The sequence below is a fragment of the Saccharopolyspora gloriosae genome (assembly GCF_014203325.1).
Taxonomy (GTDB): Bacteria; Actinomycetota; Actinomycetes; order Mycobacteriales; family Pseudonocardiaceae; genus Saccharopolyspora_C; species Saccharopolyspora_C gloriosae.
Genome location: NZ_JACHIV010000001.1, coordinates 5098753 through 5125402 on the forward strand (window position 1 = coordinate 5098753; position 26650 = coordinate 5125402).

The following is a 26650-nucleotide window of genomic DNA, read 5'->3' on the forward strand; positions in this document are numbered from 1 at the left end:
GAACTTCGCGCTGGTCGACGCGGCCGCACGACCGGCCGCGGGTATGTGTCGCGGCAACCAGTCCACGCGGTGCGCCGAGGCGGCCGGACTCGAACGAGATCATCCGACTTGATGACGTCGTCCCGTCACCTGAGCGGCTGCTCCGGAACCGTCCCGCCAGCGGGCCGCTCAGCCCTCGGCGGCGAGCTGGCCGCAGGCCGCGGCGATCTCCTGGCCGCGGGTGTCGCGGACCGTGCAGGGCACGCCCGCGTCGCGGACGCGCTGCACGAACTCCCGCTGCACCGGCTTCGGCGAGGCGTCCCACTTGCTGCCCGGCGTCGGGTTCAGCGGGATCAGGTTCACGTGGGCGAACTGGCCCAGGTGCTTGTGCAGCAGCTTGCCCAGCAGGTCCGCGCGCCACGGCTGGTCGTTGATGTCGCGGATCAGGGCGTACTCGATCGACACCCGGCGCCCGGTGTGGTCGGCGTAGCCGCGGGCCGCCTCCAGCACCTCGGCGACGTTCCAGCGGTTGTTCACCGGCACCAGCGTGTCCCGCAGCTCGTCGTCCGGGGTGTGCAGCGACACGGCCAGCGTCACGTGCAGCTGTTCCTCGGTCATCCGCTTGATCGCGGGCACCAGGCCCACCGTGGAGACCGTCACCGAGCGCTGCGACAGGCCGAGGCCCTCCGGCGCGGGGTCGCAGATCCGGCGCACCGCGGCGATGACCCGCTTGTAGTTCGCCAGCGGCTCGCCCATGCCCATGAACACGACGTTCGACAGCCGCCCCGGGCCGCCCGGCACCTCGCCGTCGCGCATCATCGCCGCCGCCGTGCGCACCTGGTCCACGATCTCCGCCGTGGACAGGTTCCGCTGCAGGCCGCCCTGGCCGGTGGCGCAGAACGGGCAGGCCATGCCACAGCCCGCCTGGCTGGAGATGCAGACGGTGGCGCGCTCGGAGTAGCGCATCAGCACGCTCTCGATCAGCGTGCCGTCGTGCGCGCGCCACAGCGTCTTGCGCGTGGTGCCCTCGTCGGTGTCGAGCGTGCGGATCTGGCTCAGCAGCGTCGGCAGCAGGTCCGCGCCGAGCTTCTCCCGGCTCGCCGCGGGGATGTCGGTCATCGACTCGACGTCCGCGTTGAGCCTGCCGAAGTAGTGGTGCGCGAGCTGCTTCGCGCGGAACGGCTTCTCGCCCAGCCCGGCCACGGCGGCGCGGCGCTCCTCGGCCGACAGATCGGCGAGGTGACGAGGGGGCATGCCGCGCTTGGGCGCGTCGAAGACCAGCGGGAGTGAAGTCGACATAGCGCCGACCAGTGTCCCACGAAGGCGTCGGCGGCTCGTCGGCCCGTCCGCGGACCGGCGGCCCTGGTCGCCGCTCACCCCATCGGTTAATGTTTCGGGGTGCCGAAAAGCAGCTCTCCACGGCAGCGAAACTTTCGCTGCGGACAGCCGAGATCGCGGCGCGCGGTGACCGTGCTCGCCGCGCTGGCCGCGACGGCGCCCCTGGTGGCGGCCTGCGACGTCGACCTGAGCCGTGCCGATGACGGCAAGCCCTCGGTCGTCACCACCTTCACCGTGCTCGCCGACATGACCAGGGCCGTCGCCGGGGACGCGATCGAGGTCGAATCGATCACCAAGCCGGGCGCCGAGGTGCACGGCTACGAGCCCACCCCCAGCGACCTGCTCACCGCCGCGAAATCCGACCTGGTGCTGGACAACGGGCTCGGCCTGGAGAGCTGGTTCGCCCAGTTCGTGGCCCGCAGCGAAGCCCCGCACGTGACGCTCAGCGCCGGTGTCGAGCCGATCCCAGTCGAAGCCGGAGGCTACGAGGGCAAGGCCAATCCGCACGCGTGGATGTCGCCGCGCAACGCGAAGATCTACGTCGCGAACATCCGCGACGCGCTCACCCGGCTCGACCCCGCGCACGCCGAGGAGTTCCGCGTCAACGCCGAGAACTACAGGCGGCGGCTCGACGAGATCGAAACCTACCTGCGCACCGAGATCGCCCGGATTCCCGAGCCGCAGCGGGCCCTGGTCAGCTGCGAAGGCGCGTTCTCCTACCTCGCCAGGGACACCGGCCTGCGCGAGGCGTACCTGTGGCCGGTCAACAGCGACGAGGAAGGCACCCCGCAGCAGATCAAGAACACCACCCGGTTCGTCGAGGACCGGCGGGTGCCGGCCGTGTTCTGCGAATCCACCGTGAACGACAAGGCCCAGCGCCAGGTCGCCGAGGAGACGGGCGCGCGGCTGGGCGGCAAGCTCTACGTCGACTCCCTGTCCGAACCGGGCGGGCCGGTCCCCACCTACCTGGACCTGCTGCGCCACGACGCCGAAACCATCGTCGGCGGACTCTCCGGAGGTACCCGATGAGCGTGCGGGCACGGCACGTCACCGTCTCCTACCGGGAGACGCTCGCCCTCGACGACGTGACCCTGGACATCGCGCCGGGACGGGTGTGCGGGCTGCTGGGCGTCAACGGGTCCGGCAAGTCCACGCTGTTCAAGGCGCTGATGGGGCTCGTGCGCCCGGACAGCGGCGAGATCCGGCTGCTCGGCCGCGACCCGAAGCGCGCCCGCGGCGACGGGCTCATCGCCTACGTGCCGCAGTCCGAGGCCGTCGACTGGACCTTCCCCGTCACCGTGGCCGACGTGGTGCTGATGGGCCGCTACGGCCGGATGGGACCGATGCGCCGCGCCCGGCCCGCCGACCGGGCCGCCGTCGCCGACGCGCTGGAACGGGTCGGGCTCACCGCGCTGGCCCGCAACCCGATCGGCGCGCTCTCCGGCGGCCAGCGCAAGCGGGCCTTCGTCGCCCGCGGCATCGCGCAGGAAGCCGAGCTGCTGCTGCTCGACGAACCGTTCGCCGGAGTGGACAAGGGATCCGAGGCGATGATCAGCGAGCTGCTGCGCGGACTCCGGGACGAAGGCCGCACGATCATGATCTCCACCCACGACCTCGCGGGCGCCCCCGCGCTGTGCGACGAGGCGGTGCTGCTGCACCAGCGGGTCCTCGCGCACGGCCCTGTCGCCGACGTGCTCGCCCCGGAAACGCTCGCCCGCACCTTCGGCGTGGCGGAAGGAGCCCGATGAACGACATCGCGATCTGGCTGCTGGAGCCGCTGCAATTCGGCTTCATGCGGCGCGCGCTGCTGGTCAGCGTCGTCGCGGCGCTGGTGTGCTCGGTGCTGTCGTGCTGGGTGACGCTGATCGGCTGGTCCCTGCTCGGCGACGCCGTGTCGCACGCCGTGCTGCCCGGGGTCGTGCTCGCCTACGTGTTCGCGCTGCCGTTCTCCGTCGGGGCTTTCCTGTTCGGCGGGCTCGCGGTGGCCATGATCGGCGCGGTGCGGGGCACCACGAAGCTCAAGGGCGACGCGGCGATCGGCGTCGTGTTCACCGGGCTGTTCGCGCTGGGCGTGGTGCTGGTCTCGCGCATCCCCAGCCAGGTCGATCTCAACCACATCCTGTTCGGCAACGTCCTCGGCGTCACCGACGGGGACATCGCGCAGGTCCTGGTGATCAGCGCGATCACGCTGGCGGTGGCGATGATCAAGCGCCGGGACCTCACGCTCTACGCGTTCGACCCCACCCACGCGCACGCCATCGGGCTGCGACCGCGCCTGATCGGGGCGCTGCTGCTGACCATGCTCGCGCTGACCGTGGTCGTCGCGCTGCAGGCCGTCGGGGTCATCCTCGTGACCGCGATGCTGATCACTCCGGGGGCGACCGCGTTCCTGCTCACCCGGCGCTTCCCGCAGATGCTGGCGGTGGCCGCGGCGCTGTCGGTCGGCAGCGGCCTCGCGGGCACCTACCTGAGCTTCCACCTGGACACCTCGACCGGCGGGATGATCGTGCTCTGCCAGGCCGCGCTGTTCCTGCTCACCTACCTGTTCGCGCCCGGCCAGGGCCTGCTGCGCGAGGTGCTGCGCCGACGCGCGCGGCGGGCGGAGGCGGCTTCGGCCGGATAGTCCACCCACTCGTGGCACCACCCGGTCTCCTATCGTGGATGGCATGACAAGCATGGCCGAACGCCCGTCGGCGTCCGTGGAGGACTACGTCCGGGCGATCTACGGGCTCAGCGAGCGCGGGGTGGCCGTGACCAACGCGACGCTGACGCAGCGGCTGGGGCTGAGCCCCTCGTCGGTGTCCGGGATGATCACCAAACTGGCGCAGCTGGGACTGGTCACCCACGTTCGGTACCGAAGCGTCGAACTCACCGCGGACGGCCGCCGGTTGGCCTACGACGTGCTCCGCAGGCACCGGCTGCTCGAACTGTTCCTGGTGGAGGTGCTCGACTACACCTGGGACGAAGTGCATCCGGAGGCAGACGCGCTGGAGCACGCCGTCTCCGACGAACTGATCGAGCACATCGCCGCCAAGCTCGGCAATCCCACTCACGATCCGCACGGCGACCCCATCCCCACCGCGGACGGCATCGTCGAGAAACCGACCACCCGGCTGCTGGACCAGGTCGAACCCGGCACCATCGGCACCATCGCGCGGGTCTGGGACACCGATTCGGAGCTGCTGCGCTACCTCACCGATCACGGGATGACGCTGGGCGCGCGGATCGAGGTCGTGGAGCGCAAACCGTTCGGCGGACCGCTGGTCGTGCGCATCGGAGAACCCGCGCAGGCCGAGACGCACTTCCTCGGCACCGAGATCGCGGGCACGCTCTCGATCCGGACCTGACCGCCTCAACAAGCGCGGCGCCTGCCCCCGTCCCACTCCCGATCGTCGGCCCCCTCCTCGCCGGGGTGATCGGCGGGCTCGCTCGGCGGGGCCTCCTTCTCGGCCGCCTCGGCACCGTAGAGCTCGTCGTTGAGCAGGCGTCCGTGCAGCTCATCGGTGCGGTGCGCGCCGAGCACCGCGAGCAGCAGGTCGAACCGGTGATCCGTGAGCACTATGGCGACGTAGGCGAACCCGGCCAGGCCACCGAGCACCAGCGCGGACACCCACCGCGTGGGCACGTCCGCCTGCACCAGCAGGATGACCGCGAGCGCCAGCGCCAGCACGGAGGTGAACGCGATTCCCCTGGCGAGCATCACCTGACGCCACAGCGACCGGAACGTCGGGTGCTGCCGGGACAGCTCCCGGACCAGCCGGGCTCGTTCGCGTCGATCCATCCGGGCGACCTGGCTCAGGCCCGCGGTCACCGGTCTCCCCGCGTGAATGGCCATCTGGTCGCTCCTGTTGCGCGTCTTCTCGGGCGGGATCGGGCCGCCTCTGCCCGCGGCCGTCCGGGAACGGCCGACCGGGCGCGATCATGGATCTGCTGACCGGTTTCGGTGGTCACCTCGATGTGCCGTGGTCGGCGCTGGAGGCCGTTGTCGGCCACGGGGCACCGTCGCGGGTCTCTGCGCGGACCTGCGGGCGGCGCAGCCGCCGCGTCGTTGCAGCGGGCGCACACCCCGTCGCCACCACAAGTCGATCACGCCGGACGCCCCGGAACAAGGCGTCATTCGGGGGCGTTCGCATCGCGACAAAAGCACCGAAGGGTAACGGTACTCGATAATGCCGCTCGGCTTAATAGTCTGGCCGGTTGTTATTCCCAGCCGATCGAGACCCACGGCTACTTTACGTGGCAGTAACCGCACTCGGATACAGCAATCCCTTGTCCGAGCGGGTGTTTTCCCGAGCAATGAACTACCGGCCGGTACGGCACCGGAAAGCGCGACCCGAATCCGGAAAGGAGAATTCGAAATTCACGAACCGCGAAGCAGGCCCAGCGGACGGGTGCGAATTCGCACGCGATAGCCGACTTCCAGCGCGCATCCGGATACCTCGCGCAGCGCGCGGCGCGCGACCTTCGGCGAGAACTCGATCCCCAGCACCTCGGCCAGCTCCGCGCGATCGTCGAACCGCCACACCGTTCGCACCTGCTCGCTGTCGAAGCCGTGCAGCTGGAAGAACCGCTCCACCGCGGGCGGGTCGAACCGGGGCGCGTCCGCCCGCATCCACTTCCCGTACGGCTCGCACGAGCCGTCCAGATCGATGATCGCCAGCGTGCCGCCCGGCCGCAGCACCCGCTCGGCCTCGGCCAATCCCGGCTGGCACCCCGGCCCGAAGAAGTACGCCGTCCGCGCGTGCACGAGGTCGACGCTCGCGTCGGCCAGCGGGAGCCGCTGCGCGGGAGCCCGGCGGACGTCCACCCCGGCGAGCCCGGCGACCCGCCGCCGCGCCCGCTCCACCAGCGGCGCGTGCGGCTCGATTCCGATCACCGACCGCGCGGACTCCGCGAAGACCTCCAAGTGGAAGCCGTCGCCGCACCCGACGTCGACCACGTCCCGGCCCGCCCAGTCGCACCGGGCGCGCAGCGCGCCCCACAGCGCGCCGGTCGAGTCCTGCGCGCGGTTCTCCCGCTCGTAGACCTCCGGCCAGTGCCAGATGTTCGGGCTCGGCGTGATCCGGGGCTCCGGCTCGGAGCCGATCACCACGGCGACCAGATCATTGCGGTAGCAACCAGAAAAGCATCATCCACGCCACCACCGCGGACGGCAGCAGCGAATCCATCCGATCCATCAGACCGCCGTGCCCCGGAAGCATGTTGCCCATGTCCTTGATGCCCAGGTCCCGCTTGATGACCGACTCCATCAAGTCGCCCAGCGTCGCGCTGCACACCAGGGCGGCGCCGAACAGCGCGCCCTGCCACCACTGGCCCTCCAGCAGCAGCGTCACCGACAGCGCACCCGCGACGGTGCCCGTCAGCATCGACCCGCCGAAGCCCTCCCAGGACTTCTTCGGGCTGATCGACGGCGCCATCGGATGCTTGCCCAGCAGCACGCCGAACGCGTAGCCGCCCGTGTCCGAGGCGACGACGCCGATCATGAAGCACAGCGCGCGGAACGCGCCGTCCTCCGGCACCGCCAGCATCGCGGCGAACGACGCGAACATCGGCACGTAGGCGGCGGTGAACACCGAGGCCGTCACGTCGCGCAGATAACCGTCCACGCCCAGCCGGAAACGCCAGGCCAGGCAGCCCAGCGTGGTGATCGTGAAGGCCACCAGCAGCCCGCGCAGCCCGAACGGCCACGACAACCAGATCATCAGCTGGCCGCCCACGAGCACCGGCAGCAGGCTGACCCGGATGTCGGCGCCGCGGCGCAGCGCCCCGGCCAGTTCCACCGTGGAGACCGCGGCCGCCACCGCCACGATGCCGATGAACAGGTGCCGCAGCATCAGCAACGACAAGATGATCGCGGCGCCGAGCACGACGCCCACGGCGATCGCCGCTCGCAGGTCACGACCTGCGCGAGAAGGGCGCGACGGCGGGTCCGGTACGGAAGCGGACATCCCGGACTCACCTTCGCGCTGGCTGGTCGTCACCGAAGATCGCCCGGTACCAGCACTTCCGGAGCCCGGACCTCGTGCGGCCGGACCTGGGGACGACACGAGCGGGAACGACCAGGCGCCCACTCGGGCGCCGCCGGCGAAAGCGGCCCGGCAGCCGCGAACCACAGTTGCAAGACAGCCTCTCAAACTTCGAGGAGCTCTGCTTCCTTGTGCTTGACGAGATCGTCGATCTGGGCCGTGAAGCGGTGCGTCAAGGTCTCCAGCTCCTTCTCGCCCCGCTTGCCCTCGTCCTCGCCCGCTTCCCCGTCCTTGACGACGCGGTCGATCTCTTCCTTGACCTTGCGCCGGATTCCGCGCACCGAGATCTTGCCCTCCTCGCCCTTGTGCTTGGCGAGCTTGACCATCTCCTTGCGGCGTTCCTCGGTCATCTGGGGAACGGCGATGCGGATCAGCTGCCCGTCGTTGGACGGGTTGAAGCCCAGGTCGGAGTCCCGGATCGCCTTCTCCATCGCGGCGAGCTGGCTCGCGTCGTAAGGCTTGACCACGACCAACCGGGCCTCCGGCACGCTGATGCTGGCCAGCTGGTTCAGCGGCGTCGGCGAGCCGTAGTAGTCGACGACGACGTTGGCGAACATCCCCGGATTGGCACGGCCGGTGCGAACCGTGGCCAGGTCGTCCTTGGCCACCTGCACCGCCTTCTCCATCTTCTCCTCGCCCTCGAGGAGAGTCTCGTCGATCACGGTTGCTCCTTAGGTGTGCCGGCCGATGTGTACAGCGCGCCGCGCGACGCGGCGGCGTCGGTAGCGGAACCCGATCAGGATCTCAGCACGGTCAGGCGGGCCCTGCGGCCGGGGTGCTGACCAGGGTTCCGATCTTCTCACCGCGCACGGCGCGAGCGATGTTGCCCTCCTCCAGGAGGTTGAACACCAGGATGGGCATCTGGTTGTCCATGCACAGGCTGAACGCGGTCGCGTCGGCGACCTTGAGCCCTCGCTCCAGCACCTCCCGGTGGCTGACCGCGTCGAAGCGCTCCGCCGTCGGGTCCGTCTTCGGGTCCGCGGTGTAGACCCCGTCCACGCCCTTGGCCATCAGCACGACCTCGCAACCGATCTCCAGCGCGCGCTGCGCGGCCGCGGTGTCGGTGGAGAAGTACGGCATGCCGGTCCCCGCACCGAAGATGACCACGCGGCCCTTCTCCATGTGCCGGATCGCGCGGCGCGGGATGTAGGGCTCGGCGACCTGGCCCATTTCGATCGCCGTCATCACCCTGGTGTCGATGTCGTGCTCGCGTTCCAGGAAGTCCTGCAGCGCCAGGCAGTTCATCACCGTGCCCAGCATGCTCATGTAGTCGCCGCGAGCGCGTTCCATGCCGCGCTGCTGCAGCTCGGCGCCGCGGAAGAAGTTGCCGCCGCCGATGACCACGGCGACCTCGACGCCGCCCGCCACGACCTCGGCGATCTGCCTGGCCACCGTGCCGACCACGTTCGGGTCGACGCCGACCGCACCGCCGCCGAACATCTCACCGCCCAGTTTGAGCAGCACACGCCCATAGCCGTCTTCCGACAGACCGTCGTCGGTCACTGGGTTCCTCCCGAGAGGCTGATTGTTGCGCGGTGATCGAAGTGCACCGTCAGCGGTGCGCTGCGCGAACGCCCCGCCCTCCCAGGGGGCGGAGGCGGGGCGTGAGGTCGCGAACCCCGCCGCCGGGCACGCTCAGGGCGAGCCGGCGGCGGCGACGCGAAACCGGTGCGGCGGTCACGACCGCCGCACCGGGCGAGATCAGGCCTGGCCGACCTCGAACCGCGCGAAGCGGGTCACGGTCACGCCGGCCTCGTCGAGCAGGGCCTTGACGGTCTTCTTGTTGTCCTGCACCGACGGCTGGTCGAGCAGCACGTTCTCCTTGAAGAAACCGTTGAGCCGACCCTCGATGATCTTCGGCAGGGCCTGCTCCGGCTTGTTCTCGGCGCGCGCGGTCTCCTCGGCGATGCGGCGCTCGTTCGCCACCACGTCCTCCGGGACCTCGTCGCGGGCCAGGTAGGTGGCCTTCAGGGCCGCCACCTGCATCGCGGCGTTGCGGGCAGCGTCCTCGGAGGGACCGGTGTACTCGACGAGGACACCGACCGCCGGCGGCAGGTCCGCGGCGCGGCGGTGCAGGTAGGTCGTCACCTGGCCGTCGAAGACGGCCACGCGGCGCAGCTCCAGCTTCTCGCCGATCTTGACGGCGAGCTCCTGCACGGCCTCACCGATCGTCTTGTCGCCCAGCGGGGCGGCCTTGACGGTCTCGAGGTCGGAGGAGTTCGCGGCCTTGGCGGCCTTGACGACCTGGTCCGCCAGGGAGATGAACTCGTCGTTCTTGGCGACGAAGTCGGTCTCGCTGTTGAGCTCGATCATCGCGCCGTCCTCGGCGGCGACCAGGCCCTCGGCGGCGGAACGCTCGGCGCGCTTGCCGATGTCCTTGGCACCCTTGATGCGCAAGACCTCCACGGCCTTGTCGAAGTCCCCGTCGGTCTCGGTGAGGGCCTTCTTGCAGTCCATCATGCCGGCGCCGGTCAGGTCACGGAGACGCTTGACGTCGGCCGCAGTGTAGTTAGCCATCGTGCGGGTCCGTCCTTTTTCGGAATGTGTGCACAGCGGAAGTTTCAGCGGCGATTTCCGGCGGAACCAGGCCCGTCGGAATCCGCTCGCGACGCGAAAGAGGCGGCGGCCGCATCAGCGATGCCCGCCGCCACTGGCCTCGGCCACCAGTGTGGCCGGTCGGCGCGAAGATCGTGCTGGTCACCCGCTCGGACGGCGGGTGACCAGCACGACTGAATCAGGACTGAGCGGGCTGCTCGTCGGCCGCCGGGGCCGCAGCGCCTTCACCGGAACCGGTGGCCAGCAGCTGCTGCTCCCACTCGGGCAGCGGCTCCTCGCCGGTCGGCTGCGGCTTCTCCTCGCCCTCGACGGCGCCGTTGCCACGGCCGCTGCGGGACATGAGGCCCGCGGCGACACCGTCGGCGACCACGCGGGTCAGCAGCGCGGCGGAGCGGATCGCGTCGTCGTTGCCCGGGATCGGGTAGTCGACCTCGTCCGGGTCGCAGTTGGTGTCCAGGATCGCCACGACCGGGATGCCCAGCTTGCGAGCCTCGCCGACGGCGATGTGCTCCTTCTTGGTGTCCACGATCCAGACGGCGCTCGGGATCTTGGACATGTCGCGAATACCGCCGAGGGTCTTCTCGAGCTTGTCCTTCTCGCGGGTCAGCATCAAGATTTCCTTCTTGGTGCGACCCTCGAAGCCACCGGTCTGCTCCATGGTCTCCAGCTCCTTGAGCCGCTGGAGACGACGGTGCACGGTCTGGAAGTTCGTGAGCATGCCGCCCAGCCAGCGCTGGTTCACGTAGGGCATGCCGACGCGCAGCGACTGCTCCGCGATGGCTTCCTGAGCCTGCTTCTTGGTACCGACGAACAGGATCGTCCCGCCGTGCGCGACCGTCTGCTTGACGAAGTCGTAAGCCGCATCGATGTAGGACAGCGCCTGCTGCAGGTCGATGATGTAAATGCCGTTGCGCTCGGTGAAGATGTAGCGCTTCATCTTCGGGTTCCAGCGCCGGGTCTGGTGCCCGAAGTGCACGCCGCTGTCGAGCAGCTGCTTCATGGTGACGACGGCCATGGCCTTGTTCGCACCTCTTGTGTCGGGCGCACCGCCGAGCGGTGCGCGGTTCGGTTCTCGCGGCGAGCCGGGTGGCCCGCTGCCCTGGTGTCCGCGCCCGGTGCCCCCACCCTGGCCCTGCGGGCCGGGACCTCGAAGGCACCGCTCGTTCCGCCGGAGCTCCGAACCGCCCTGCTCCCGAACGCCGAACCGATCACCGATCGGACCGGGTGATCTCGCGCCTCCGGGCGGCCGTGCCGAGCCGGGCGGGCCGAAGCCGTTCAGCGCGGGACGGGGCCGCCAGGAGCGGAACCACAGGTGCGGGAGTGGAGTTGTTCGGTTTCCCGACGGCGACGCGCGGACACGCGAAGTCGGATCGTGCGCACACGAAACCGCGTTAATAGTGTACTCGACGGGCAAAGCCGCCCAGGGCGAGGTCGCGAGTTGTCCACAGGCGGCCGATTCATCCACAGATTTCCGGATTGCCCCTGTCCGGCCCGCGCCGAGCGGGTCACGGTGGAAGCATGCTCCCGCTCCCCCGGATCTTCCCCGTCCGCGCCGGTCACCGGCGCTCCGGCCACGTCCGGCCCGCCCTGCTCGCCCGGCTGCTGCCGGTGCTGCTGATCGTCGCGCCCGCGGTTCTTCCCGGCACCGCCGCGACCGCGCCGGGCGCTGAGCCCGGTGCCGAGGCTCCTCCCCCGCCGCGGAACGGATGGCACCACCCGCTGCCCGGTTCCGCGGTGTCACGCCCGTTCGCGCCGCCCACCAGCGCCTACGGCCCCGGCCATCGCGGCGTGGACCTGTCCGGGGTGCCCGGTGCCACCGTGGCGGCGGCTGATGCGGGCGTCGTCGGCTACGCCGGGCAGCTCGCCGGTCGCCCGGTGGTGTCGATCGAGCACGCGGGCGGCCTGCGCACCACTTACGAGCCGGTTCGCCCGACCGTCGAGGCCGGTCGGCGAGTGGCCGCGGGCCAGCCGATCGGCGTCCTCGAAGCGGGACATCCCGGCTGCGCGGCACCGGCGTGCCTGCACTGGGGCGCCCGCCGCGACGCGGACTACCTCGATCCGCTCGCCCTGCTCGGTGCCGTCGAGGTGCGGCTGCTGCCCTGGGACGCTGCTGCGCCGGTCGGATCGTGAGCCCCGCGCCGCACGGGCTCTAGGCCGCGATCACGACTGGGGTTCGGTGAGCTTGCTGCGCAGGCGCAGGACCGCGCGCGTGTGCAACTGGCAGACGCGGGACTCGGTGACCCCCAGCACCTTGCCGATCTCGGCCAAGGTGAGGTTCTCGAAGTAGTAGAGCGTCACCACGACCCGGTCGCGATCGCTGAGCCGCTCCACCGCCTCCGCCAGCTGCCTGCGGCTGTCCCGGTCCACCAGGGCCGCCACCGGATCCTCCGCCCGGTCGTCGGGCAGCGTCTCGGCGAGCGACGCGGTGCCCCGGCCGACGCTGATCAAGTCGTCGAGGGCGACGACGCTGGTCATCTGCAGCTGGGCGAACAGGTCGTGCAGCTCGTCGGCGGACACGTCGAGCTCGTCGGCGAGTTCCACGTCGGTGGCGTGGCGCTGGAGCTTCGCTTCCAACCGCTCCAGCGCGCGTTCGAGGTCCCTGGCCCGGCTGCGCACCGAACGCGGTACCCAGTCCTGCGCGCGCAGGTCGTCCAAGATCGCGCCCCGGATCCGCTGCATGGCGTAGGTCTCGAACTTCAGGCCGCGTTCGGGCTCGAACTTCTCGATCGCGTCGACCAGCCCGAAGATGCCGGACTGCACCAGGTCGGAGACCTCGACGTGCGAGGGCAGCCCGGTGCCGACCCGGCCGGCCACGTACTTCACCAGCGGCGCGTAGTGCAGCACCAGCCTGTCCCGCAGGCCTTGATCGCGATGTTCACCGAAGGCGTGCCAGAGCGCCACGATGCCCGCTTCGACGTCGTCGGCGCTGCGCTGATCGTCGGCGACGAGGTACGACAACCGCCCCGGTGTCGAGGGCTTCGCCGCGTCAGCACCCTGGTCGACCCCGGATCGGGTGGCCGTGTCCGACTGCGCCGCGGCCCTCTGGGGGGTGGCCGCGCCGCCGGTGTGCCGGCTGCCGTTGACCTGCGCGCCGTTGGTGCCGGAGCCCGTGTCGTGGCCGTTCTGGCTGCGCTGCGCGGTCGGCTCGCCGGGGAGACTCGTCCTCGACGACGTCGATCTCGATGTCGCTTCCGTGGCCACGGTGCGGGCACCGCCCCCGGCGTCGTCAGGAACGGGGGTGGGTTCGGTCATGAATCGCCTTCAGCCGGTCGACGGTCACGTGGGTGTAAAGCTGGGTCGTTGCGAGCGTAGCGTGACCAAGCAACTCCTGAACGCTACGGAGGTCTGCTCCTCCTTCGAGCAGATGGGTCGCAGCCGAATGCCTCAGCCCGTGCGGCCCGAGATCGGCCGCGCCGGGCACGGCCTGCACGGCGTCGTGCACCACCCGGCGTGCCATGCGCTGGTCCAACCGCCCGCCGCGTGCACCGAGGAAGACCGCGGGGCCGGAACGGTCGGTGCCGAGTTCGGGCCGTCCCGCCGAGAGCCAGCGTTCCAGTGCCGCATCGGCGGGTACGCCGAACGGCACGGCGCGCTCCCGCTCGCCCTTACCGAGTACGCGGAGCAGGCGCCGTTCATGATCGATGTCGTCGAGGTCGAGCCCGCACAGCTCGGCCACCCGGATCCCGGTCGCGTACAGCAGCTCCAGCAGCGCGTGATCGCGCAGGGCGACCGGGTCGCCTTGCGCGGCCCCGGCCGCGGACGCGGTCATCGCCGAGTCCGCCTGGTCTGCGCGCAGCACCGACGGCAGCACCCGGTGCTTGGACGGGGCCGTGAGCCTGGGTCCGGGGTCCGCGGCGAGCAGTCCGGTGCGGTGCGCCCACGCGGTGAAGGTCCGCACCGACGCGGCCCGGCGCGCCAGCGTCGCCCTGCTGATGCCCTGGGCGTGCTGGCCCGCCAGCCACGACCGCAGCGCGGGCAGCGTCACCTGGTCCAGGCCCGGTCCGGAGTTCGCCACGTCGGCGAGCAGCGAGACCACGTCGCCGAGGTAGGCGCGCACGGTGTGCCGGGACAGGCCGCGCTCGGCGGCGAGGTGGCGCTGGAACCGATCCACCGCGGAACCCAGCTCGTCGGGAAGCGATGCGCGCGCCGCGCGCAGGTCCGTTCTCGCCGCGGCGCCGGACCGTCTGCGTTCCATGGTGCAAACGCTCGCCCTTGGACGTGGTCCGGTCAAGGGGGCCACGCCGTGAACACGCTCCCACCCGAGGCGCCGATGTCGATCACCGCGGGTTCATCCGGCGCACACCGCCCAACCGCCCTCCTTCCGCTCGACCAGGCCGGCCAGCTCCATCTCCGGCAGCAACGCCCGCACGGCGCGCAGGGACAAACCTGATTCCTGCGCGAGCCGGTCGGCGTCCGCACCTTTGCAAGCACTGACCGCATCGTGCAGTTGCCGCGCACGCGGCTCCAGCGCGTCGGTGCGGCGAGCGGCCGGTACCGGATCCACGAGGGGCGCGGCCCCGAGCGGGTTGATCATTTCGAGCACCTGGGGCGTCGATGTCACCAGCACCGCCTTCCCGGAGCGCACCATGTCGTGGCAGCCCACCGAACTGGCCGAGGTCACCGGCCCCGGCACCGCCATCAGCGGCAACCCCAGCGCGTCGGTGGTGTTCGCGGTGTTGCCCGCGCCGCTTCGCGCCCCGGCCTCCACCACCACGGTGCCCTGGCCGCACGCAGCGATCAGCCTGTTGCGCACCAGGAACCGATGTCGTCGGGGCGTCGTGCCCGGCGGGTACTCCGTGGCCACCGCTCCTTGTTGCGCGAGGGCGCGCAACAACCGGCCGTGTCCTGCCGGGTAGTCGATGTCGATGCCGCAGGCCAGGAACGCCACCGTGGTGCCGCCCGCGGCCAGCGCGCCCCGATGGGCCGCGCCGTCGATGCCGTAGGCCGCGCCCGAGACCACCGCGCACCCGGCCGAGGCCAGACCGTGCCCCAGCTCGGCGGCGAGGTGCTCGCCGTACCCCGTCGCCGCGCGAGCCCCGACCACCGCCACCGACGCGGCCAGCGCCTCGTTGAGATCCGCCCGGCCGCGCACCCACAGGGCGAGCGGGGCTGCCATGCCCGGCACCCCGACCTCGGCGGCCCCGGCCAGCAGTCCGAAGCGCTCCGCGGGCCAGCCCGGATCTTCCGGGATCAGCAGCCGCGCACCGATCCGCCGCGTGGCCGCCAGGAGATCCGCGCCCGAGACGTGCCGCCGCCGGGACTCGACCTCGTCGGCCACCGCACCGGGAGCCGAACCGCCGCGCACCAGCGCTGCCGTGCGGACGGGCCCGTGTTCGGCGACGCAGGCGGCCAACGCGGGCGCCGGGGGCTCGGCCACCGCCGCCAGGTAGGCACGAGCGAGCCGGACCTGCTCGTCCCCGCTCATCGCACACCCCCGTCGCCGCGACCGGTCCCGACCGGACGTGCCTGCGCACCGACAGCCGCTCCAGGTCTCGCGCCGGGGCGCCGAATCGCGAGCTCGAACCAGGAACGCCCCGGACTCGGGCCGGAACACCGACGGTCGGCGTCGTGCGATGAGAACCGACACGATGCCGCCACGGTCAGCATCACCCGCATCGCTTGCATCGCCCCGGACGCCGCGGTCATGCGAGCCTCCGTTCCCGGAACGCGAGCGCGGCGGCCACGTGATCCGCCTCCGGACGCTCGCTGCCGTCCAGATCGGCCAGCGTCCACGCCACCCGCAAGCAGCGATCGGCTCCTCGCGCGGTCAACGCCCCCACGTCGAGCCCGCGGTCCAGCAGCGCCGTCACCGCCTCCGGCAGCGCGAACTCGCGGCGGAGCACCGGGCCCGGCACCTCGCCGTTGGTCTGCCAGCCCCGCGAAGCCCACCGCCGCACCGCCATCTCCCGCGCCCGCGACACCCGCTTGCGCACCACGTCCGTCGACTCCGTCCGCCCGCCTGCCCGCATGGTGGCCGCGGTGACCGGGCGCATGTCCACGCGCAGATCAACGCGGTCCAGCAGCGGACCGGACAGCTTGCCGAAGTAGCGGCGCCGCGCCTGCGGAGCGCAGTGGCAATCGGCGTCCCTGGCCGGCGCGCACGGGCAAGGGTTGGTGGCCAGCACCAGCTGGAACCGCGCCGGGTAGCGCAACGTCCCGTCCCGCCGCGAGAGCCGGACCTCCCCTTCCTCCAGCGCGGTGCGCAGTGCTTCGAGGCGTTGCGGACCGAACTCGCACGCCTCGTCCAGGAACAGCGTGCCGCGGTGCGCGCGGCTGACCGCTCCCGGACGCGCCAGCCCCGATCCGCCACCGATCAGCCCGGTAACCGAGGTGGAGTGGTGCGGAGCCACGAACGGCGGATCCGCCACCAGCGGCGCGTCCGCGCTGAGCTCACCGGCCACCGAATGGATCGCGGTGACCTCCAACGCTTCCTGCCGCGACAGCTCCGGCAGCAGCCCGCTGAGCCGTCGCGCGAGCATCGTCTTGCCGGTGCCCGGCGGGCCGGCCAGCAGCAGGTGGTGACCGCCCGCCGCGGCGACCTCCAGCGCCCAGCGCGCCTCCGGCTGGCCCAGCACGTCCGCCAGGTCCTCCGGCGACTCGGTGCGCCGGGACACGACCTCGCCTGGACCGTCCACGAGCTCGCCCTGCTCGCGCAGCCAGTCGACTACCTCGCTCAACCGCTCCGCGCCGAGCACGTCGAGACCGTCGACCAGCCGGGCTTCGGCCAGCCCTTCCACGGGCACGATCGCCCGCCGGATCCCTTCGCGCCGCGCCGCCAGCAGCCCCGGCAGCAACCCGCGCACGGGCCGGATCCGGCCGTCGAGCGCCAGCTCCCCCAGCAGCACCGTGCTTTCCAGCCGGTGCGCGGGCACTTGTTCGGCCCCGGCCAGCACCGCGCAGGCCAACGCCAGGTCGTAGGAGGTGCCCGCCTTCGGCAGCGCGGCGGGTGACAGCGCCAGCGTCACGCAGCTCTTCGGCCAGTCCTCCTGGCAGTTCTGCACCGCCGCGCGCACCCGGTTCTTCGACTCCTGCAGGGCCGTGTCCGGCAACCCCAGCAGCTGCACGTTCGGCAGGCCGCCCTTGCGCACGTCCGCCTCGATCTCCACCAGCACGCCGTCCACGCCGAACAGCGCGACCGCCCACGTCCGCCGCAGCGCCATTCAGAACACCCCCGGCAGGTGGTCGAGGGTGATCGGCCCCTTCGGGGGCCACAGGACGGAGATGACGTCGAACCGGACCTGGCAGCCGGTCAGCCGCCGCTCCGCGAGCCACGCTCTGGCGAGCTCCCGCAGGCGGCGGACCTTGTTCGGCCCGACGGCGTCGAGCGGCGCTCCGTAGTCGATCCCGGAGCGCGTCTTGACCTCGCAGAACACCGCGCGGTAGCCGTCGGTGCCGATGATGTCGAGTTCGCCGTGCGCGGTCCGCCAGTTCCGGGCGAGCACCGAGATGCCCAGCTTCTCCAAGTGCTCGGCCGCCAACCGCTCACCGGCTCGGCCGAGCGCGTGCGTACCTTGCCCGTGCACGTCCGAGAGAGCACCGCGCAGCGGTCGGTAGTCGAGGGTGGGAACCGCCATGATCGCCTCCAAGGCCGGAAACCGGCCCGGAGCGGATCTCCGGGCCCGACTTCCAAAGTGCCCTGGCCGGTCAGCGCCCACCAGACCCAATTGGGAAATCTGTGGATGGATCGACCACCTGTGGACAACTCCATCGAAAACGATCTATGAATGCCGATGCGAAGAACGGGCGGCCGCCCGCAGGCGACCACCCGTTCCACCACATCAGCGCCGAGCGCCCCTCCGCCCGGTGACGCGACCGGTCAGCTCCCGCCGAACGGCCCGTTCTCGGGCAACCGGAGTTCCGGTTTGTCCAGCTCCTCGACGTTCACATCCTTGAACGTGATCACCCGGACCTTCTTGACGAACCGCGCCGGCCGGTACATGTCCCACACCCACGCATCCGACATGGACACCTCGAAGTAGACCTCCGAGTCGGAGTTGCGCACCTGCACGTCCACCGCGTTGGCCAGGTAGAAACGCCGCTCGGTCTCCACGACGTAGGTGAACTGCCCGACGATGTCGCGGTACTCCTTGTAGAGCTGAAGCTCCATCTCGGTCTCGTACTTTTCGAGATCCTCGGCGCTCATCGCAGTGCGAGCCCTTCCCCGTCGCCGTTCGTTCTACGTTCGCCCATTGTCCACCACTTCCCCCTCAGAAGCATCGAACAGACCGGGTTTGCTGGTGACGGTGCGTGGCGACCGCATCCCGTGCAGCCGGGCCGCCGCGACCACGTTCGAGTAGGACCACCGGTGCTGCCCGCTCGGACCGTGCTCGCGCATGCGCGCGGTGTGGTGGACCGTGCAATACCCCTTGTGCCCGGCGAAGCCGTACCTCGGTAACCGCTCGTCCAGCTCGCACATGATGCGGTCGCGGGTGACCTTCGCCAGCACTGACGCGGCGGCCACGCAGGCGGCGACCAGGTCACCCTTGAGCACCGCCACGCTCGGCGCGGCCAAGCCCTGCACCCGGAACCCGTCGGTGAGCACGTAGCCCGGATGCACCGGCAGCCGCGCGACCGCGCGCCGCATGCCTTCCAGGTTGGCGACGTGGATGCCGAGCGCGTCGACCTCGTCGGCCTCGATCACCACCGTCGACCAGGCCACGGCCCGCCGCACGATCACGTCGTAGAGCCGTTCCCGCTCCGCCTCGCTGAGCACCTTGGAGTCGGTGAGCCCCTCGAACCGCCGCGCGTCTCCGGGGCGCAGCACGCAGGACGCCACCACGAGCGGCCCGGCGCACGCCCCGCGGCCCGCCTCGTCCACGCCGGCGACCGGGCCGAGTCCGCTGCGGTCCAGGGCGCTCTGCAGCGCCCAGTTGCCGCTGCTGCGGCGGATCACCGGCCGCGGCGGGCGCCAGCCCGTCTCGGCGACCGCGGACCGCGCCCCCACCGTCAGTGCCGCTCCTGGCGGTGCTGCCGGATGACGGCGGAGAACCTGCGGCCCATCCACAGCACCGGGAACGCGGCGGCGAAGCCGACGCCCGCGGGCAGGCCCGCCTGCCAGGCGGGCGCGCCGAGCGCATCGGCCTGCGGGTTGGTCTCGGAGATGCTCTGCCAGCGCTGCGGCGGCAGCACGATCACCTGCGCCTTGCCGATCACGTTGTCCACCGGCACCGCACCGTTGACGCCGCCGCCGCCCTGGAAGCGGGAGTCGGAGGAGTCGTTGCGGTTGTCGCCCTGCACCCAGAGGTATCCCGGCGGCACGGTGACGGGCGCGAAGTCCGGCTGCGTGTCGGGGCGGCCCGGCTCCCAGTAGATGTAGGGCTCGTTGAGCGGTTTGCCGTCGACGATCATCCGGTTCTGGTCGTCGCAGCACTCGACGGTCTGCCCGCCGGTGGCCATGACCCGCTTCACGAAGTCCTTCTCGTCCGGCGAGCCGAAGCCGACCAGCGACATCGCGCCCTGCAGGAAGCCCACGACCGGGTTCGACGGCTCGGCGACCTGGAAGTCGTTCTGCCCCCACGTCTCGGGCCCGCGGAACACGACGACGTCGCCCGGTTCGGGATCGGTGAACCGGTAGGAGATCTTGTCGACCAGCACCCGGTCGTTCTGGCAGCCGTCGCAGCCGTGCAGCGTCTGCTCCATCGACTGCGAGGGGATCACGTAGACCCGCGCCAGGAAGGCTTGGATCACGATCGTGAGCACCAGCGCGGTGACGATCAGGATCGGCAGCTCACGCCAGAACGATCCCTTCCGTTCGCGCGAACGGCGGCCCCGCGAGCGGCCACCGTCCCCTTCGGGGTGCTCGGCAGCCGCGCCTTCGCGGGGCTCTTCTTCTGGTCCGTTAGAGCGCATGACGTCGGCCACGCAGCCAGGCTACTGGAACCGCGATGCCCCCCGGCGGACTGCCCCGGCCGGAGGCCGCGGGGACGCATTCCGCCGGTGACGTGCGGGTTCCCGGCGCGGGGTCGATCAACGCGGGTTCCGGGAGATCCGGGGACGGGCGCGATGTGCCGCGCCCCACCGAACTCGTTCACCTGATCGTGGATCACCGGAACGATCGGGCGCGCATGAAAAAGGACGACCCGGGCGCGAAGCACCCGGGTCGTCCGAAGTCACCCGCCACCGGCGGGCGGCACGCATCAGGAAGCGTTGATCGGCTCCCGCTTCTCCTTGATCTTGGCGGCCTTGCCGCGCAGCTCCCGCAGGTAGTACAGCTTCGCCCGGCGGACCTGGCCGCGAGTGGCGACCTCGATCTTGGCGATGTTCGGGGTGTGCACCGGGAAGGTGCGCTCCACGCCGACACCGAAGGAGATCTTGCGGACGGTGAAGGTCTCCCGGACGCCTGCGCCCTGGCGACGGATCACGACGCCCTGGAAGACCTGGTTCCGCTCGCGCGAACCCTCGATGACGCGGACATAGACCTTCAGCGTGTCGCCAGGCCGGAAGGCCGGAATGTCGGAACGCAGCGACTGGGCGTCCAGAGCGTCCAGGGTGTTCATCGGTGGTCCGTCCTCATCCGTGTCGTAGGCACCCGTGCACTCGCGGATCGTGGCCGGGTCTGAACCGCGGCCGCCGTCTGACACGGGGTTTGGCTTGCGATGTGCGCGCCGGTACAGAATCCGGCTTCAGCAACCCGTCAAGTGTGCCAGACGCGCAGGCAGGCGCCGGAACCGGCCCCGGAAAGCGGCGCGGTACGAGCCCTCGCGCGCCCCCCGGTGGGGGTCAGTCCTGCCCCTGCTGCGGAGTTCCTCCAGGAACATCCGCTTCATCATCCGCGCGCAGTGTATCCAGCCGCGCGCGGTCCTTGGCGTTGAGGTCCTGCGCGGGCAGCCGGTCCAGCAGGTCCGGCCGCCGGTGGTAGGTCCGCTCCAGGGCTTGGTCGCGCCGCCAGCGCGCGATGGCGGCGTGGTTGCCGGAGCGCAGCACGTCCGGCACCGGCCGGTCGCGCCACACCTCGGGCCGGGTGTAGCTGGGCCCTTCGAGCAGGCCGTCGGAGAACGAGTCCTGCTCGGCGGAGGCGGGGTTGCCGAGCACGCCGGGCAGCAGCCGGGCGACGGCTTCGACCATGGTCAGCGCGGCGACCTCACCGCCGACCAAGACGTAGTCGCCGATCGAGACCTCTTCGACAGGCATCCGCTCGGCCGCCTCGTCGACGACCCGCTGATCGATGCCCTCGTAGCGACCGCAGGCGAACACCAGCCACGGCTCGGCGGACCAGCGCACCGCGGTCCGCTGGGTGAAGGGGCGCCCCGCCGGAGTGGGCACGATCAACCGGGGCGGAGCCTCCGGCGACGCGCACACCTCGTCCAAGGCCTCGCCCCACACGTCGGGTTTCATCACCATGCCCGGACCGCCGCCGTAGGGGCTGTCGTCCACCGCGCGGTGCACGTCGTGGGTCCAGTCGCGCAGGTCGTGCACCCCGACGGAGATCTTCTCCCGCTCGATCGCCTTGCCCAGCAGCGCGGCGCGCAGCGGAGCCAGGTACTCGGGGAAGATCGTGACGACGTCGATGCGCAACGGGGTGTTCCTTCAAGAAGAGGTCCCGGCGACGTGGCCGGGCGGCGTTCTGAGCTCAGGCGAGCGCCGACGCGGCGGGTTCCGCCGCGGGTCCGGGCGTGATCAGTCGTCGCCGAGCAGGCCCTCGGGCGGGTCCACCACGACGCGTCCGGCGGCCAGGTCGACCTCCGGCACGATCTCCGACACGAACGGGATGAGCCGTTCCACGTCGTCCGGGGTGCGCACCGACAGCAGCTCGCCGCCGGGCGTGTGCAGGATCTCGCGCACCACGCCGACCTCGTCGCCGGTCGGCAGCACCACTCGCAGGCCTTCGAGCTGGTGGTCGTGGTACTCGTCCGGATCGCCGGTTGCTTCGAGCGCATCCGCGCGGACCATCAGCGTGGCGCCGCGCAGGTGCTCGGCGGCGTCCATGTCGTCCACCGACTCGAAGCGCACCAGCAGCCGCCCGGCGTGTGGCCGGGCGGCTGTCACGGTGAGCGTGTCCGGCCCGGCTTCGCCGCGCCGCTGGACGCCGAGCACCGCGCCCGGCGCGAACCGCAGCTCAGGGCTGTCCGTGCGCACGTCGACGACGACTTCGCCGCGCACGCCGTGCGTCTTGGCCACCCTGCCCACGGCCAGCATCGGACCGGTCATGCCGTCCTCATCGATCGGTGTCGACCACGTCGACCCGGATGCCACGACCGCCGATCCCGGAGATCACCGTGCGCAGCGAGGTCGCCGTGCGACCACCGCGGCCGATGACCTTGCCCAGGTCGTCCGGGTTCACGTGGACTTCCAGGGTGCGGCCGCGCCGGGTGGTGAGGAGTTGGACGCGGACATCGTCGGGGTTGTCGACGATGCCGCGCACCAGGTGTTCAAGCGCGTCCGCGAGGACCGTCACGCCTGGCCGTCCTCGGACTTCTGCTCTTCGGCGGCGGCCGCGTCGGCGTCGGCCTTCTTGCCGCCCTTCTTCTTCGGCGTGGTCGCGTCGGCGACGGTGTCCTCGCCGGCGGCGGCCAGAGCTGCGGCGAACAGCTCCTGCTTGCTCGGCTTGGGCTCCGCGACCTTCAGCGTGCCCTCGGCGCCCGGCAGGCCCTTGTGCTTCTGCCAGTCGCCGGTGACCTCCAGGATCGCCTGCACCGGCTCGGTCGGCAGCGCGCCGACACCCAGCCAGTACTGCGCCCGCTCGGAGTCGACCAGGATGCGGCTGGGGTTCTCCATGGGGTGGTACTGACCGATCGTCTCGATCGCCCGGCCGTTACGGCGGGTACGCGAGTCGGCGACGATGATGCGGTAGTGCGGCTCCCGGATCTTACCGATCCGCGCCAGCTTGATCTTCACAGCCACGGGTGCTGGTGCTCCTCAGACTCTCGTTCGTGCTCGGGTGAGCAAACCAAGCCGTGTGGGGACATACGGAGTGGAAGGCTCATACGTCGATGGCCGCGGACGGTGAGAGGGACCGACTCGCAGCGAACAGGCGTTTATTCTGCCAGATGCCCGGCTCGGCCTCGCAGGAGGTACCCGCCGCGGGCTGCTCCGGCCGAACGGCCCCGGCGCGCTCAGGTCGGCGTCACCACGCCGAGCGAGATCAGCAGCAGTCCCAGCGCGGGCAGGAAGTTGTTCACCTGGTGCGCGACGACGCTGGCGGTGAGCCTGCCGGTGCGCATCCGGGCGACGCCGATCGGGATCGCGATGATCAGCAGCAGCCAGGTCCGCTCGGGTTCCAGGTGCCCGATCGCGAACACCGCGGTGCTGAGCACGAACGCGCTGATCCGGCTCCAGCGCAGCCGTTCCATCGCGCCCCACAGCAGGCCGCGGTAGAGGATCTCCTCGCACACCGGGGCGATCAGCCACACGTGCAGGAAGATCAGCACCGCGAGCAGCGGCGGCAGCCGCACCCCGTCGAGCAGGGTGCTCACCGTGGAGGTGGCGTTCTCCGGCCCCACCCAGCGGATCCAGATCATCGAGGCGACGGTCGTGCTGAGCAGGCCGATCGCGCCGATGCCGAAGCCCGTCGTGACGTCCGACCACCGCCAGTGCAACCCGAAGTCGAGCCGCGGCCCGTTGCCGCGCACCACGGTGATCACCACGGCCACCGCGGCGGACAGCAGCGTCGGCACCATCAGCATCAGCGGGAGCGCCACCGTGAACCAGGAGCTCTCCCCCGGATCTCCGAACAGGGCCGCCAGCGTGACGGACGCGAGGATGAACACGGCTTCCGCGAGGAAGAACGCGCCGAACCCCCACCGGTGGTCGGATTCCGCGGGTGGCGGCTGCACCTGGGTTGCGATGGCGGTTCCTCCCGCGATCTCCCCGACGGCGGGAACGCCTTCGGTGGGCTCGGGCTGCGGTACCTGCACGGGCGCCTCCGTCTCGGGCGGGCGGCGTGGCCCGGACGCGCGCGTCCCGTTCTCCACCGCTCGGCCGTGGTCTGCTGTCCAGCACGCCGATTTCCCGGCGGAATCGTCAGATTACCTTCGGCTTTCGCCGCCCCACATCCGAATTCGGACGCGGAAGCCCCCGTCGTTCAGGTGACGACGGCGCCCTTCAGGACGATGCGCCGGGGATGGCGCAACGCGGCGAGTTCCTTGCGCGGATCGGAGTCGTAGCAGACGAGGTCCGCCGCTTCTCCGTCCCGCAGGCAGGAATGCCCGAGCCAGTCGCGGGCCGCCCAGGACGCGGCGCCCAGCGCCTGTTCGGTCGACATCCCGACGCGGTGCAGCGCGAGGATCTCGTCGACGAGCACGCCGTGCTCGATGCCGCCGCCGGCGTCGGTTCCGGCGTAGACCGGGACGCCCGCTTCGATCGCCTTGCCGACGGTCGCGTCGCCGCGTTCGTAGAGCGCGGTCATGTGGCTCGCGTAATCCGGGTACTTCGTCGCCGCGGCGGCGAATCCGGGAAAGTTCTCGATGTTCACCAGCGTCGGCACCAGCGCGGTGCCGTGGCGGGACATCATCTCGACGGTGTCGTCGGTGAGGCCGGTGCCGTGCTCGATGCAGTCGATGCCCGCCGCGAGCAGACCGGGCAGCGCGTCCTCCCCGAACACGTGCGCCGTGACGCGCGCCCCGTGCGCGTGGGCGGTGGCGATGGCCTCGACCAGGATCTCGTCGCTCCACAGCGGGGCGAGGTCGCCGGTGGACCGGTCGATCCAGTCCCCGACGAGCTTCACCCAGCCGTCGCCGTCGGCGGCCTGTTCGGCCACCGCGGCGGGCAGCTGCGATTCGTGTTCGAGCTGGTCGGCGAGGTACGGGATGTAGCGCTTCGGCTTCGCCAGGTGCCTGCCCGCGCGGATGATGCGCGGCAGGTCGTCGCGCTGCTGCAGCGGCTTGGTGTCGATCGGCGCCCCGCAGTCGCGCAGCAGCAGCGTGCCCGCGTCCCGGTCGGTCTCCGCCTGCCGCGCCGCCACGTCGAGGTCCACCGGCCCGTCCGGGCCGATGCCGACGTGGCAGTGCGCGTCGACGAGTCCGGGCACGACGTAGCCGCCGTCGAACACGGTGGTCGCGCCGGGCAGCGGCGTGCGGCTGATCCGGCCGTCGGCGATCCACAGCTCACCGGGTTCGCCGTCGGGCAGCAGGACACCGCGCACGTGCAGCGGCGCGGTCATTTCTTCTTCTTGCCGCCGAAGTTCAGCTTGGACGGGTCGAAGCCCGGCGGGAGTTCGTTGAGCCCGCCTTCGAGCTGGGACATGTCCTGACCGGCACCGGGCATGCCGCCGGGCATGCCACCGGGGAATCCGCCGGGCGGCATGCCGGGGAAACCGCCGGGCATGCCGCGCATGCCCTTGGGCTGCGTCGGGCCCTTGACCTTCTTGCGGTTCTTGCCCTTGCCCTTCTTGACCTTCTTGGTGCCGCCCCCGCCGCCGAAGCCGCCGAACTGGCCCGCCATCTGCTGCATCATCTTGCGGGCCTCGAAGAACCGGTTCACGAGGTCGTTGATGTCGCTGACGTTGACACCGGAGCCCTTGGCGATGCGCTGCCGCCGAGAACCGTTGATGATCTTCGGGTCGTCCCGCTCGGCGGGCGTCATGCCGCGGATGATGGCCTGCAGCCGGTCCAGGTGCTTCTCGTCGAAGTTGGCCAGCTGGTCCTTCATCTGGTTCGCGCCCGGCAGCATGCCCAGCAGGTTCTGCAGCGGACCCATCCGGCGGACCGCCTGCATCTGCTCCAGGAAGTCCTCCAGCGTGAGCTGCCCGGAACCGAGCTTCTGCGCGGCCTGCTCGGCCTGGTCGGCGTCGAACGCCTGCTCGGCCTGCTCGATGAGGGTGAGCATGTCGCCCATGCCCAGGATCCGGCTCGCCATCCGGTCCGGGTGGAAGACGTCGAAGTCCTCCAGCTTCTCCCCGTTGGAGGCGAACATGATCGGCTGACCGGTCACGTGCCGCACCGACAGGGCCGCGCCACCGCGGGCGTCGCCGTCGAGCTTGGTGAGCACCACGCCGGAGAAGCCGACGCCGTCGCGGAAGGCCTCCGCGGTCGAGACCGCGTCCTGACCGATCATCGCGTCGACGACGAACATGATCTCGTCGGGGCTGACGGCGTCCCGGATGTCCGCGGCCTGGCGCATCATCTCCTCGTCCACGCCGAGGCGGCCCGCGGTGTCGACGATGACCACGTCGTGCTGGGCGCGCTTGGCCTCGTCGAGGCTGCGCCGCGCGACGTCCACCGGGTCCCCGGTGCCGTTGCCCGGTTCCGGCGCGAACACCGGCACGCCCGCGCGCTCGCCGACGACCTGCAGCTGCGTCACGGCGTTCGGGCGCTGCAGGTCGCAGGCCACCAGCATCGGGGTGTGCCCCTGGCCGGAGAGCCACTTGGCGAGCTTGCCGGACAGCGTCGTCTTGCCGGAGCCCTGGAGGCCGGCGAGCAGGATCACCGTGGGCGGGTTCTTGGCGTGCTCCAGCCGGCGGGTCTCGCCGCCGAGGATGCCGACGAGCTCCTCGTTGACGATCTTGATGACCTGCTGCGCCGGGTTGAGCGCGCCGGAGACCTCGGCACCCTTCGCGCGATCCTTGACACCCGCGATGAACGCGCGCACCACCGGCAGCGCCACGTCGGCTTCCAGCAGTGCGATGCGGATCTCGCGCGCGGTGGCATCGATGTCGGCGTCCGAGAGCCGGCCCTTGCCGCGCAGGTTCTGCAGAACCGAGGTGAGCCGGTCGCTAAGGGTGTCGAACACGGGTTCTCGCCGCTCCTGAGTCGAATGATGTACCTGAGTACCTGGTCGAGGGTAACCGTCGCCGGAAGCGCCTGGGGCGACCGCCG

29 protein-coding genes are annotated in these 26650 nt (G+C 71.1%); 5 read left to right on the forward strand and 24 right to left on the reverse strand.

Annotated features, from left to right (window positions below):
* Positions 1–168: 168 nt before the first annotated feature.
* Entirely contained in the window at positions 169–1278 is a 1110-nt protein-coding gene (gene rlmN, locus BJ969_RS22145) for a dual-specificity RNA methyltransferase RlmN (protein WP_184481685.1), read from the reverse strand.
* 165 nt (positions 1279–1443) lie between these two features.
* Between rlmN and BJ969_RS22150 the strand changes: the two genes are divergently transcribed.
* Genes BJ969_RS22150 through BJ969_RS22165 form a run of 4 tightly spaced genes read left to right on the forward strand, consistent with a single transcriptional unit; the run spans position 1444 to position 4664 of the window.
* Positions 1444–2346, forward strand: coding sequence for a metal ABC transporter substrate-binding protein (locus BJ969_RS22150; RefSeq protein WP_425503573.1), 903 nt, complete (start codon positions 1444–1446; stop codon positions 2344–2346).
* Positions 2343–3065 carry a metal ABC transporter ATP-binding protein gene (locus BJ969_RS22155; protein WP_184481687.1) on the forward strand — a complete coding sequence of 241 codons (723 nt, stop codon included), beginning with the start codon at positions 2343–2345 and terminating at the stop codon, positions 3063–3065. The genes BJ969_RS22150 and BJ969_RS22155 overlap by 4 nt, the downstream gene beginning before the upstream one ends.
* The gene (locus tag BJ969_RS22160; protein WP_184481689.1) at positions 3062–3940 is read left to right on the forward strand and encodes a metal ABC transporter permease; all 879 of its coding nucleotides are present in this window, start codon (positions 3062–3064) and stop codon (positions 3938–3940) included. Before BJ969_RS22155 ends, BJ969_RS22160 begins: the two co-directional genes overlap by 4 nt.
* 52 nt (positions 3941–3992) lie before the next feature.
* Positions 3993–4664, forward strand: coding sequence for a metal-dependent transcriptional regulator (locus tag BJ969_RS22165; RefSeq protein ID WP_425503613.1), 672 nt, complete (start codon positions 3993–3995; stop codon positions 4662–4664).
* Between the two features lie 5 nt (positions 4665–4669).
* On the opposite strand, the gene BJ969_RS22170 is transcribed toward BJ969_RS22165, so the two are convergent.
* The 7 genes from BJ969_RS22170 to rpsB form a co-directional block, all read right to left on the reverse strand.
* Positions 4670–5152, reverse strand: coding sequence for a hypothetical protein (locus tag BJ969_RS22170; RefSeq protein WP_184481693.1), 483 nt, complete (start codon positions 5150–5152; stop codon positions 4670–4672).
* Positions 5153–5677: 525 nt separating this feature from the next.
* Positions 5678–6406, reverse strand: coding sequence for a class I SAM-dependent methyltransferase (locus BJ969_RS22175; protein ID WP_343071538.1), 729 nt, complete (start codon positions 6404–6406; stop codon positions 5678–5680).
* Positions 6407–6419: 13 nt separating this feature from the next.
* Positions 6420–7265 carry a phosphatidate cytidylyltransferase gene (locus BJ969_RS22180; protein WP_184481695.1) on the reverse strand — a complete coding sequence of 282 codons (846 nt, stop codon included), beginning with the start codon at positions 7263–7265 and terminating at the stop codon, positions 6420–6422.
* A 182-nt stretch (positions 7266–7447) separates the two neighbouring features.
* Positions 7448–8005, reverse strand: a complete 558-nt coding sequence (frr, locus tag BJ969_RS22185; RefSeq protein ID WP_184481698.1) for a ribosome recycling factor — start codon at positions 8003–8005, stop codon at positions 7448–7450.
* Between the two features lie 91 nt (positions 8006–8096).
* Entirely contained in the window at positions 8097–8846 is a 750-nt protein-coding gene (gene pyrH, locus BJ969_RS22190) for a UMP kinase (protein WP_184481700.1), read from the reverse strand.
* Positions 8847–9044: 198 nt separating this feature from the next.
* The gene (tsf, locus tag BJ969_RS22195) at positions 9045–9860 is read right to left on the reverse strand and encodes a translation elongation factor Ts (protein WP_184481702.1); all 816 of its coding nucleotides are present in this window, start codon (positions 9858–9860) and stop codon (positions 9045–9047) included.
* A gap of 217 nt (positions 9861–10077) precedes the next feature.
* Positions 10078–10914: a 30S ribosomal protein S2 gene (gene rpsB / locus BJ969_RS22200; protein ID WP_184481704.1), complete on the reverse strand. Its 837-nt coding sequence runs from the start codon at positions 10912–10914 to the stop codon at positions 10078–10080.
* 503 nt (positions 10915–11417) lie between these two features.
* Between rpsB and BJ969_RS22205 the strand changes: the two genes are divergently transcribed.
* Positions 11418–12029, forward strand: a complete 612-nt coding sequence (locus BJ969_RS22205) for a murein hydrolase activator EnvC family protein (RefSeq protein WP_184481706.1) — start codon at positions 11418–11420, stop codon at positions 12027–12029.
* 30 nt (positions 12030–12059) lie between these two features.
* Here the strand turns inward: BJ969_RS22205 and whiG are convergent, their stop codons facing one another.
* The 16 genes from whiG to ffh form a co-directional block, all read right to left on the reverse strand.
* Complete coding sequence (gene whiG / locus BJ969_RS22210) at positions 12060–13151, reverse strand: RNA polymerase sigma factor WhiG (RefSeq protein WP_184481708.1); 1092 nt, start codon at positions 13149–13151, stop codon at positions 12060–12062.
* Positions 13126–14094, reverse strand: coding sequence for a tyrosine recombinase XerC (locus BJ969_RS22215; protein ID WP_184481710.1), 969 nt, complete (start codon positions 14092–14094; stop codon positions 13126–13128). The genes whiG and BJ969_RS22215 overlap by 26 nt, the downstream gene beginning before the upstream one ends.
* Before the next feature lie 93 nt (positions 14095–14187).
* Positions 14188–15324: a DNA-processing protein DprA gene (gene dprA / locus BJ969_RS22220; RefSeq protein WP_184481712.1), complete on the reverse strand. Its 1137-nt coding sequence runs from the start codon at positions 15322–15324 to the stop codon at positions 14188–14190.
* Positions 15325–15541: 217 nt separating this feature from the next.
* The gene (locus tag BJ969_RS22225; RefSeq protein ID WP_184481714.1) at positions 15542–17059 is read right to left on the reverse strand and encodes a YifB family Mg chelatase-like AAA ATPase; all 1518 of its coding nucleotides are present in this window, start codon (positions 17057–17059) and stop codon (positions 15542–15544) included.
* Positions 17060–17473, reverse strand: a complete 414-nt coding sequence (locus tag BJ969_RS22230; RefSeq protein ID WP_184481716.1) for a YraN family protein — start codon at positions 17471–17473, stop codon at positions 17060–17062.
* A gap of 242 nt (positions 17474–17715) precedes the next feature.
* On the reverse strand, positions 17716–18042 hold the full coding sequence (locus BJ969_RS22235) for a DUF2469 domain-containing protein (RefSeq protein ID WP_184481717.1): 327 nt from the start codon (positions 18040–18042) through the stop codon (positions 17716–17718).
* Positions 18043–18075: 33 nt separating this feature from the next.
* Complete coding sequence (locus tag BJ969_RS22240; RefSeq protein ID WP_343071539.1) at positions 18076–18843, reverse strand: ribonuclease HII; 768 nt, start codon at positions 18841–18843, stop codon at positions 18076–18078.
* 2 nt (positions 18844–18845) lie between these two features.
* Positions 18846–19760 (reverse strand): signal peptidase I, encoded by a 915-nt coding sequence (gene lepB, locus BJ969_RS22245; RefSeq protein ID WP_343071540.1) that lies wholly within the window; start codon positions 19758–19760, stop codon positions 18846–18848.
* Positions 19761–20035: 275 nt separating this feature from the next.
* Positions 20036–20395, reverse strand: a complete 360-nt coding sequence (gene rplS / locus BJ969_RS22250) for a 50S ribosomal protein L19 (RefSeq protein WP_184481719.1) — start codon at positions 20393–20395, stop codon at positions 20036–20038.
* A 223-nt stretch (positions 20396–20618) separates the two neighbouring features.
* Positions 20619–21413, reverse strand: a complete 795-nt coding sequence (gene trmD / locus BJ969_RS22255; RefSeq protein WP_184481721.1) for a tRNA (guanosine(37)-N1)-methyltransferase TrmD — start codon at positions 21411–21413, stop codon at positions 20619–20621.
* A gap of 102 nt (positions 21414–21515) precedes the next feature.
* Positions 21516–22046, reverse strand: a complete 531-nt coding sequence (gene rimM / locus BJ969_RS22260) for a ribosome maturation factor RimM (protein ID WP_184481723.1) — start codon at positions 22044–22046, stop codon at positions 21516–21518.
* Between the two features lie 7 nt (positions 22047–22053).
* On the reverse strand, positions 22054–22293 hold the full coding sequence (locus tag BJ969_RS22265) for an RNA-binding protein (RefSeq protein ID WP_184481725.1): 240 nt from the start codon (positions 22291–22293) through the stop codon (positions 22054–22056).
* Complete coding sequence (rpsP, locus tag BJ969_RS22270; protein WP_184481727.1) at positions 22290–22739, reverse strand: 30S ribosomal protein S16; 450 nt, start codon at positions 22737–22739, stop codon at positions 22290–22292. Before rpsP ends, BJ969_RS22265 begins: the two co-directional genes overlap by 4 nt.
* Positions 22740–22951: 212 nt before the next feature.
* Complete coding sequence (locus tag BJ969_RS30900; protein WP_343071541.1) at positions 22952–23752, reverse strand: CPBP family intramembrane glutamic endopeptidase; 801 nt, start codon at positions 23750–23752, stop codon at positions 22952–22954.
* 167 nt (positions 23753–23919) lie between these two features.
* A complete protein-coding gene (locus tag BJ969_RS22280) occupies positions 23920–24996 on the reverse strand; it encodes an amidohydrolase family protein (protein WP_184481729.1) in 1077 nt (358 codons plus the stop codon).
* Entirely contained in the window at positions 24993–26564 is a 1572-nt protein-coding gene (gene ffh / locus BJ969_RS22285; RefSeq protein ID WP_184481731.1) for a signal recognition particle protein, read from the reverse strand. Before ffh ends, BJ969_RS22280 begins: the two co-directional genes overlap by 4 nt.
* Between the last annotated feature and the right edge of the window lie 86 nt (positions 26565–26650).

Coding starts and splice junctions, on each gene's coding strand:
- rlmN (WP_184481685.1), bottom strand. CDS start 1,278: ATGTCGACTTCACTCCCGCTGGTCTTCGACGCGCCCAAGCGCGGCATG.
- BJ969_RS22155 (WP_184481687.1), top strand. CDS start 2,343: ATGAGCGTGCGGGCACGGCACGTCACCGTCTCCTACCGGGAGACGCTC.
- BJ969_RS22160 (WP_184481689.1), top strand. CDS start 3,062: ATGAACGACATCGCGATCTGGCTGCTGGAGCCGCTGCAATTCGGCTTC.
- BJ969_RS22165 (WP_425503613.1), top strand. CDS start 3,993: ATGGCCGAACGCCCGTCGGCGTCCGTGGAGGACTACGTCCGGGCGATC.
- BJ969_RS22170 (WP_184481693.1), bottom strand. CDS start 5,152: ATGGCCATTCACGCGGGGAGACCGGTGACCGCGGGCCTGAGCCAGGTC.
- BJ969_RS22180 (WP_184481695.1), bottom strand. CDS start 7,265: ATGTCCGCTTCCGTACCGGACCCGCCGTCGCGCCCTTCTCGCGCAGGT.
- tsf (WP_184481702.1), bottom strand. CDS start 9,860: ATGGCTAACTACACTGCGGCCGACGTCAAGCGTCTCCGTGACCTGACC.
- rpsB (WP_184481704.1), bottom strand. CDS start 10,914: ATGGCCGTCGTCACCATGAAGCAGCTGCTCGACAGCGGCGTGCACTTC.
- BJ969_RS22205 (WP_184481706.1), top strand. CDS start 11,418: ATGCTCCCGCTCCCCCGGATCTTCCCCGTCCGCGCCGGTCACCGGCGC.
- whiG (WP_184481708.1), bottom strand. CDS start 13,151: ATGACCGAACCCACCCCCGTTCCTGACGACGCCGGGGGCGGTGCCCGC.
- BJ969_RS22215 (WP_184481710.1), bottom strand. CDS start 14,094: ATGGAACGCAGACGGTCCGGCGCCGCGGCGAGAACGGACCTGCGCGCG.
- dprA (WP_184481712.1), bottom strand. CDS start 15,324: ATGAGCGGGGACGAGCAGGTCCGGCTCGCTCGTGCCTACCTGGCGGCG.
- BJ969_RS22225 (WP_184481714.1), bottom strand. CDS start 17,059: ATGGCGCTGCGGCGGACGTGGGCGGTCGCGCTGTTCGGCGTGGACGGC.
- BJ969_RS22230 (WP_184481716.1), bottom strand. CDS start 17,473: ATGGCGGTTCCCACCCTCGACTACCGACCGCTGCGCGGTGCTCTCTCG.
- BJ969_RS22235 (WP_184481717.1), bottom strand. CDS start 18,042: ATGAGCGCCGAGGATCTCGAAAAGTACGAGACCGAGATGGAGCTTCAG.
- rplS (WP_184481719.1), bottom strand. CDS start 20,395: ATGAACACCCTGGACGCTCTGGACGCCCAGTCGCTGCGTTCCGACATT.
- rimM (WP_184481723.1), bottom strand. CDS start 22,046: ATGACCGGTCCGATGCTGGCCGTGGGCAGGGTGGCCAAGACGCACGGC.
- BJ969_RS22280 (WP_184481729.1), bottom strand. CDS start 24,996: ATGACCGCGCCGCTGCACGTGCGCGGTGTCCTGCTGCCCGACGGCGAA.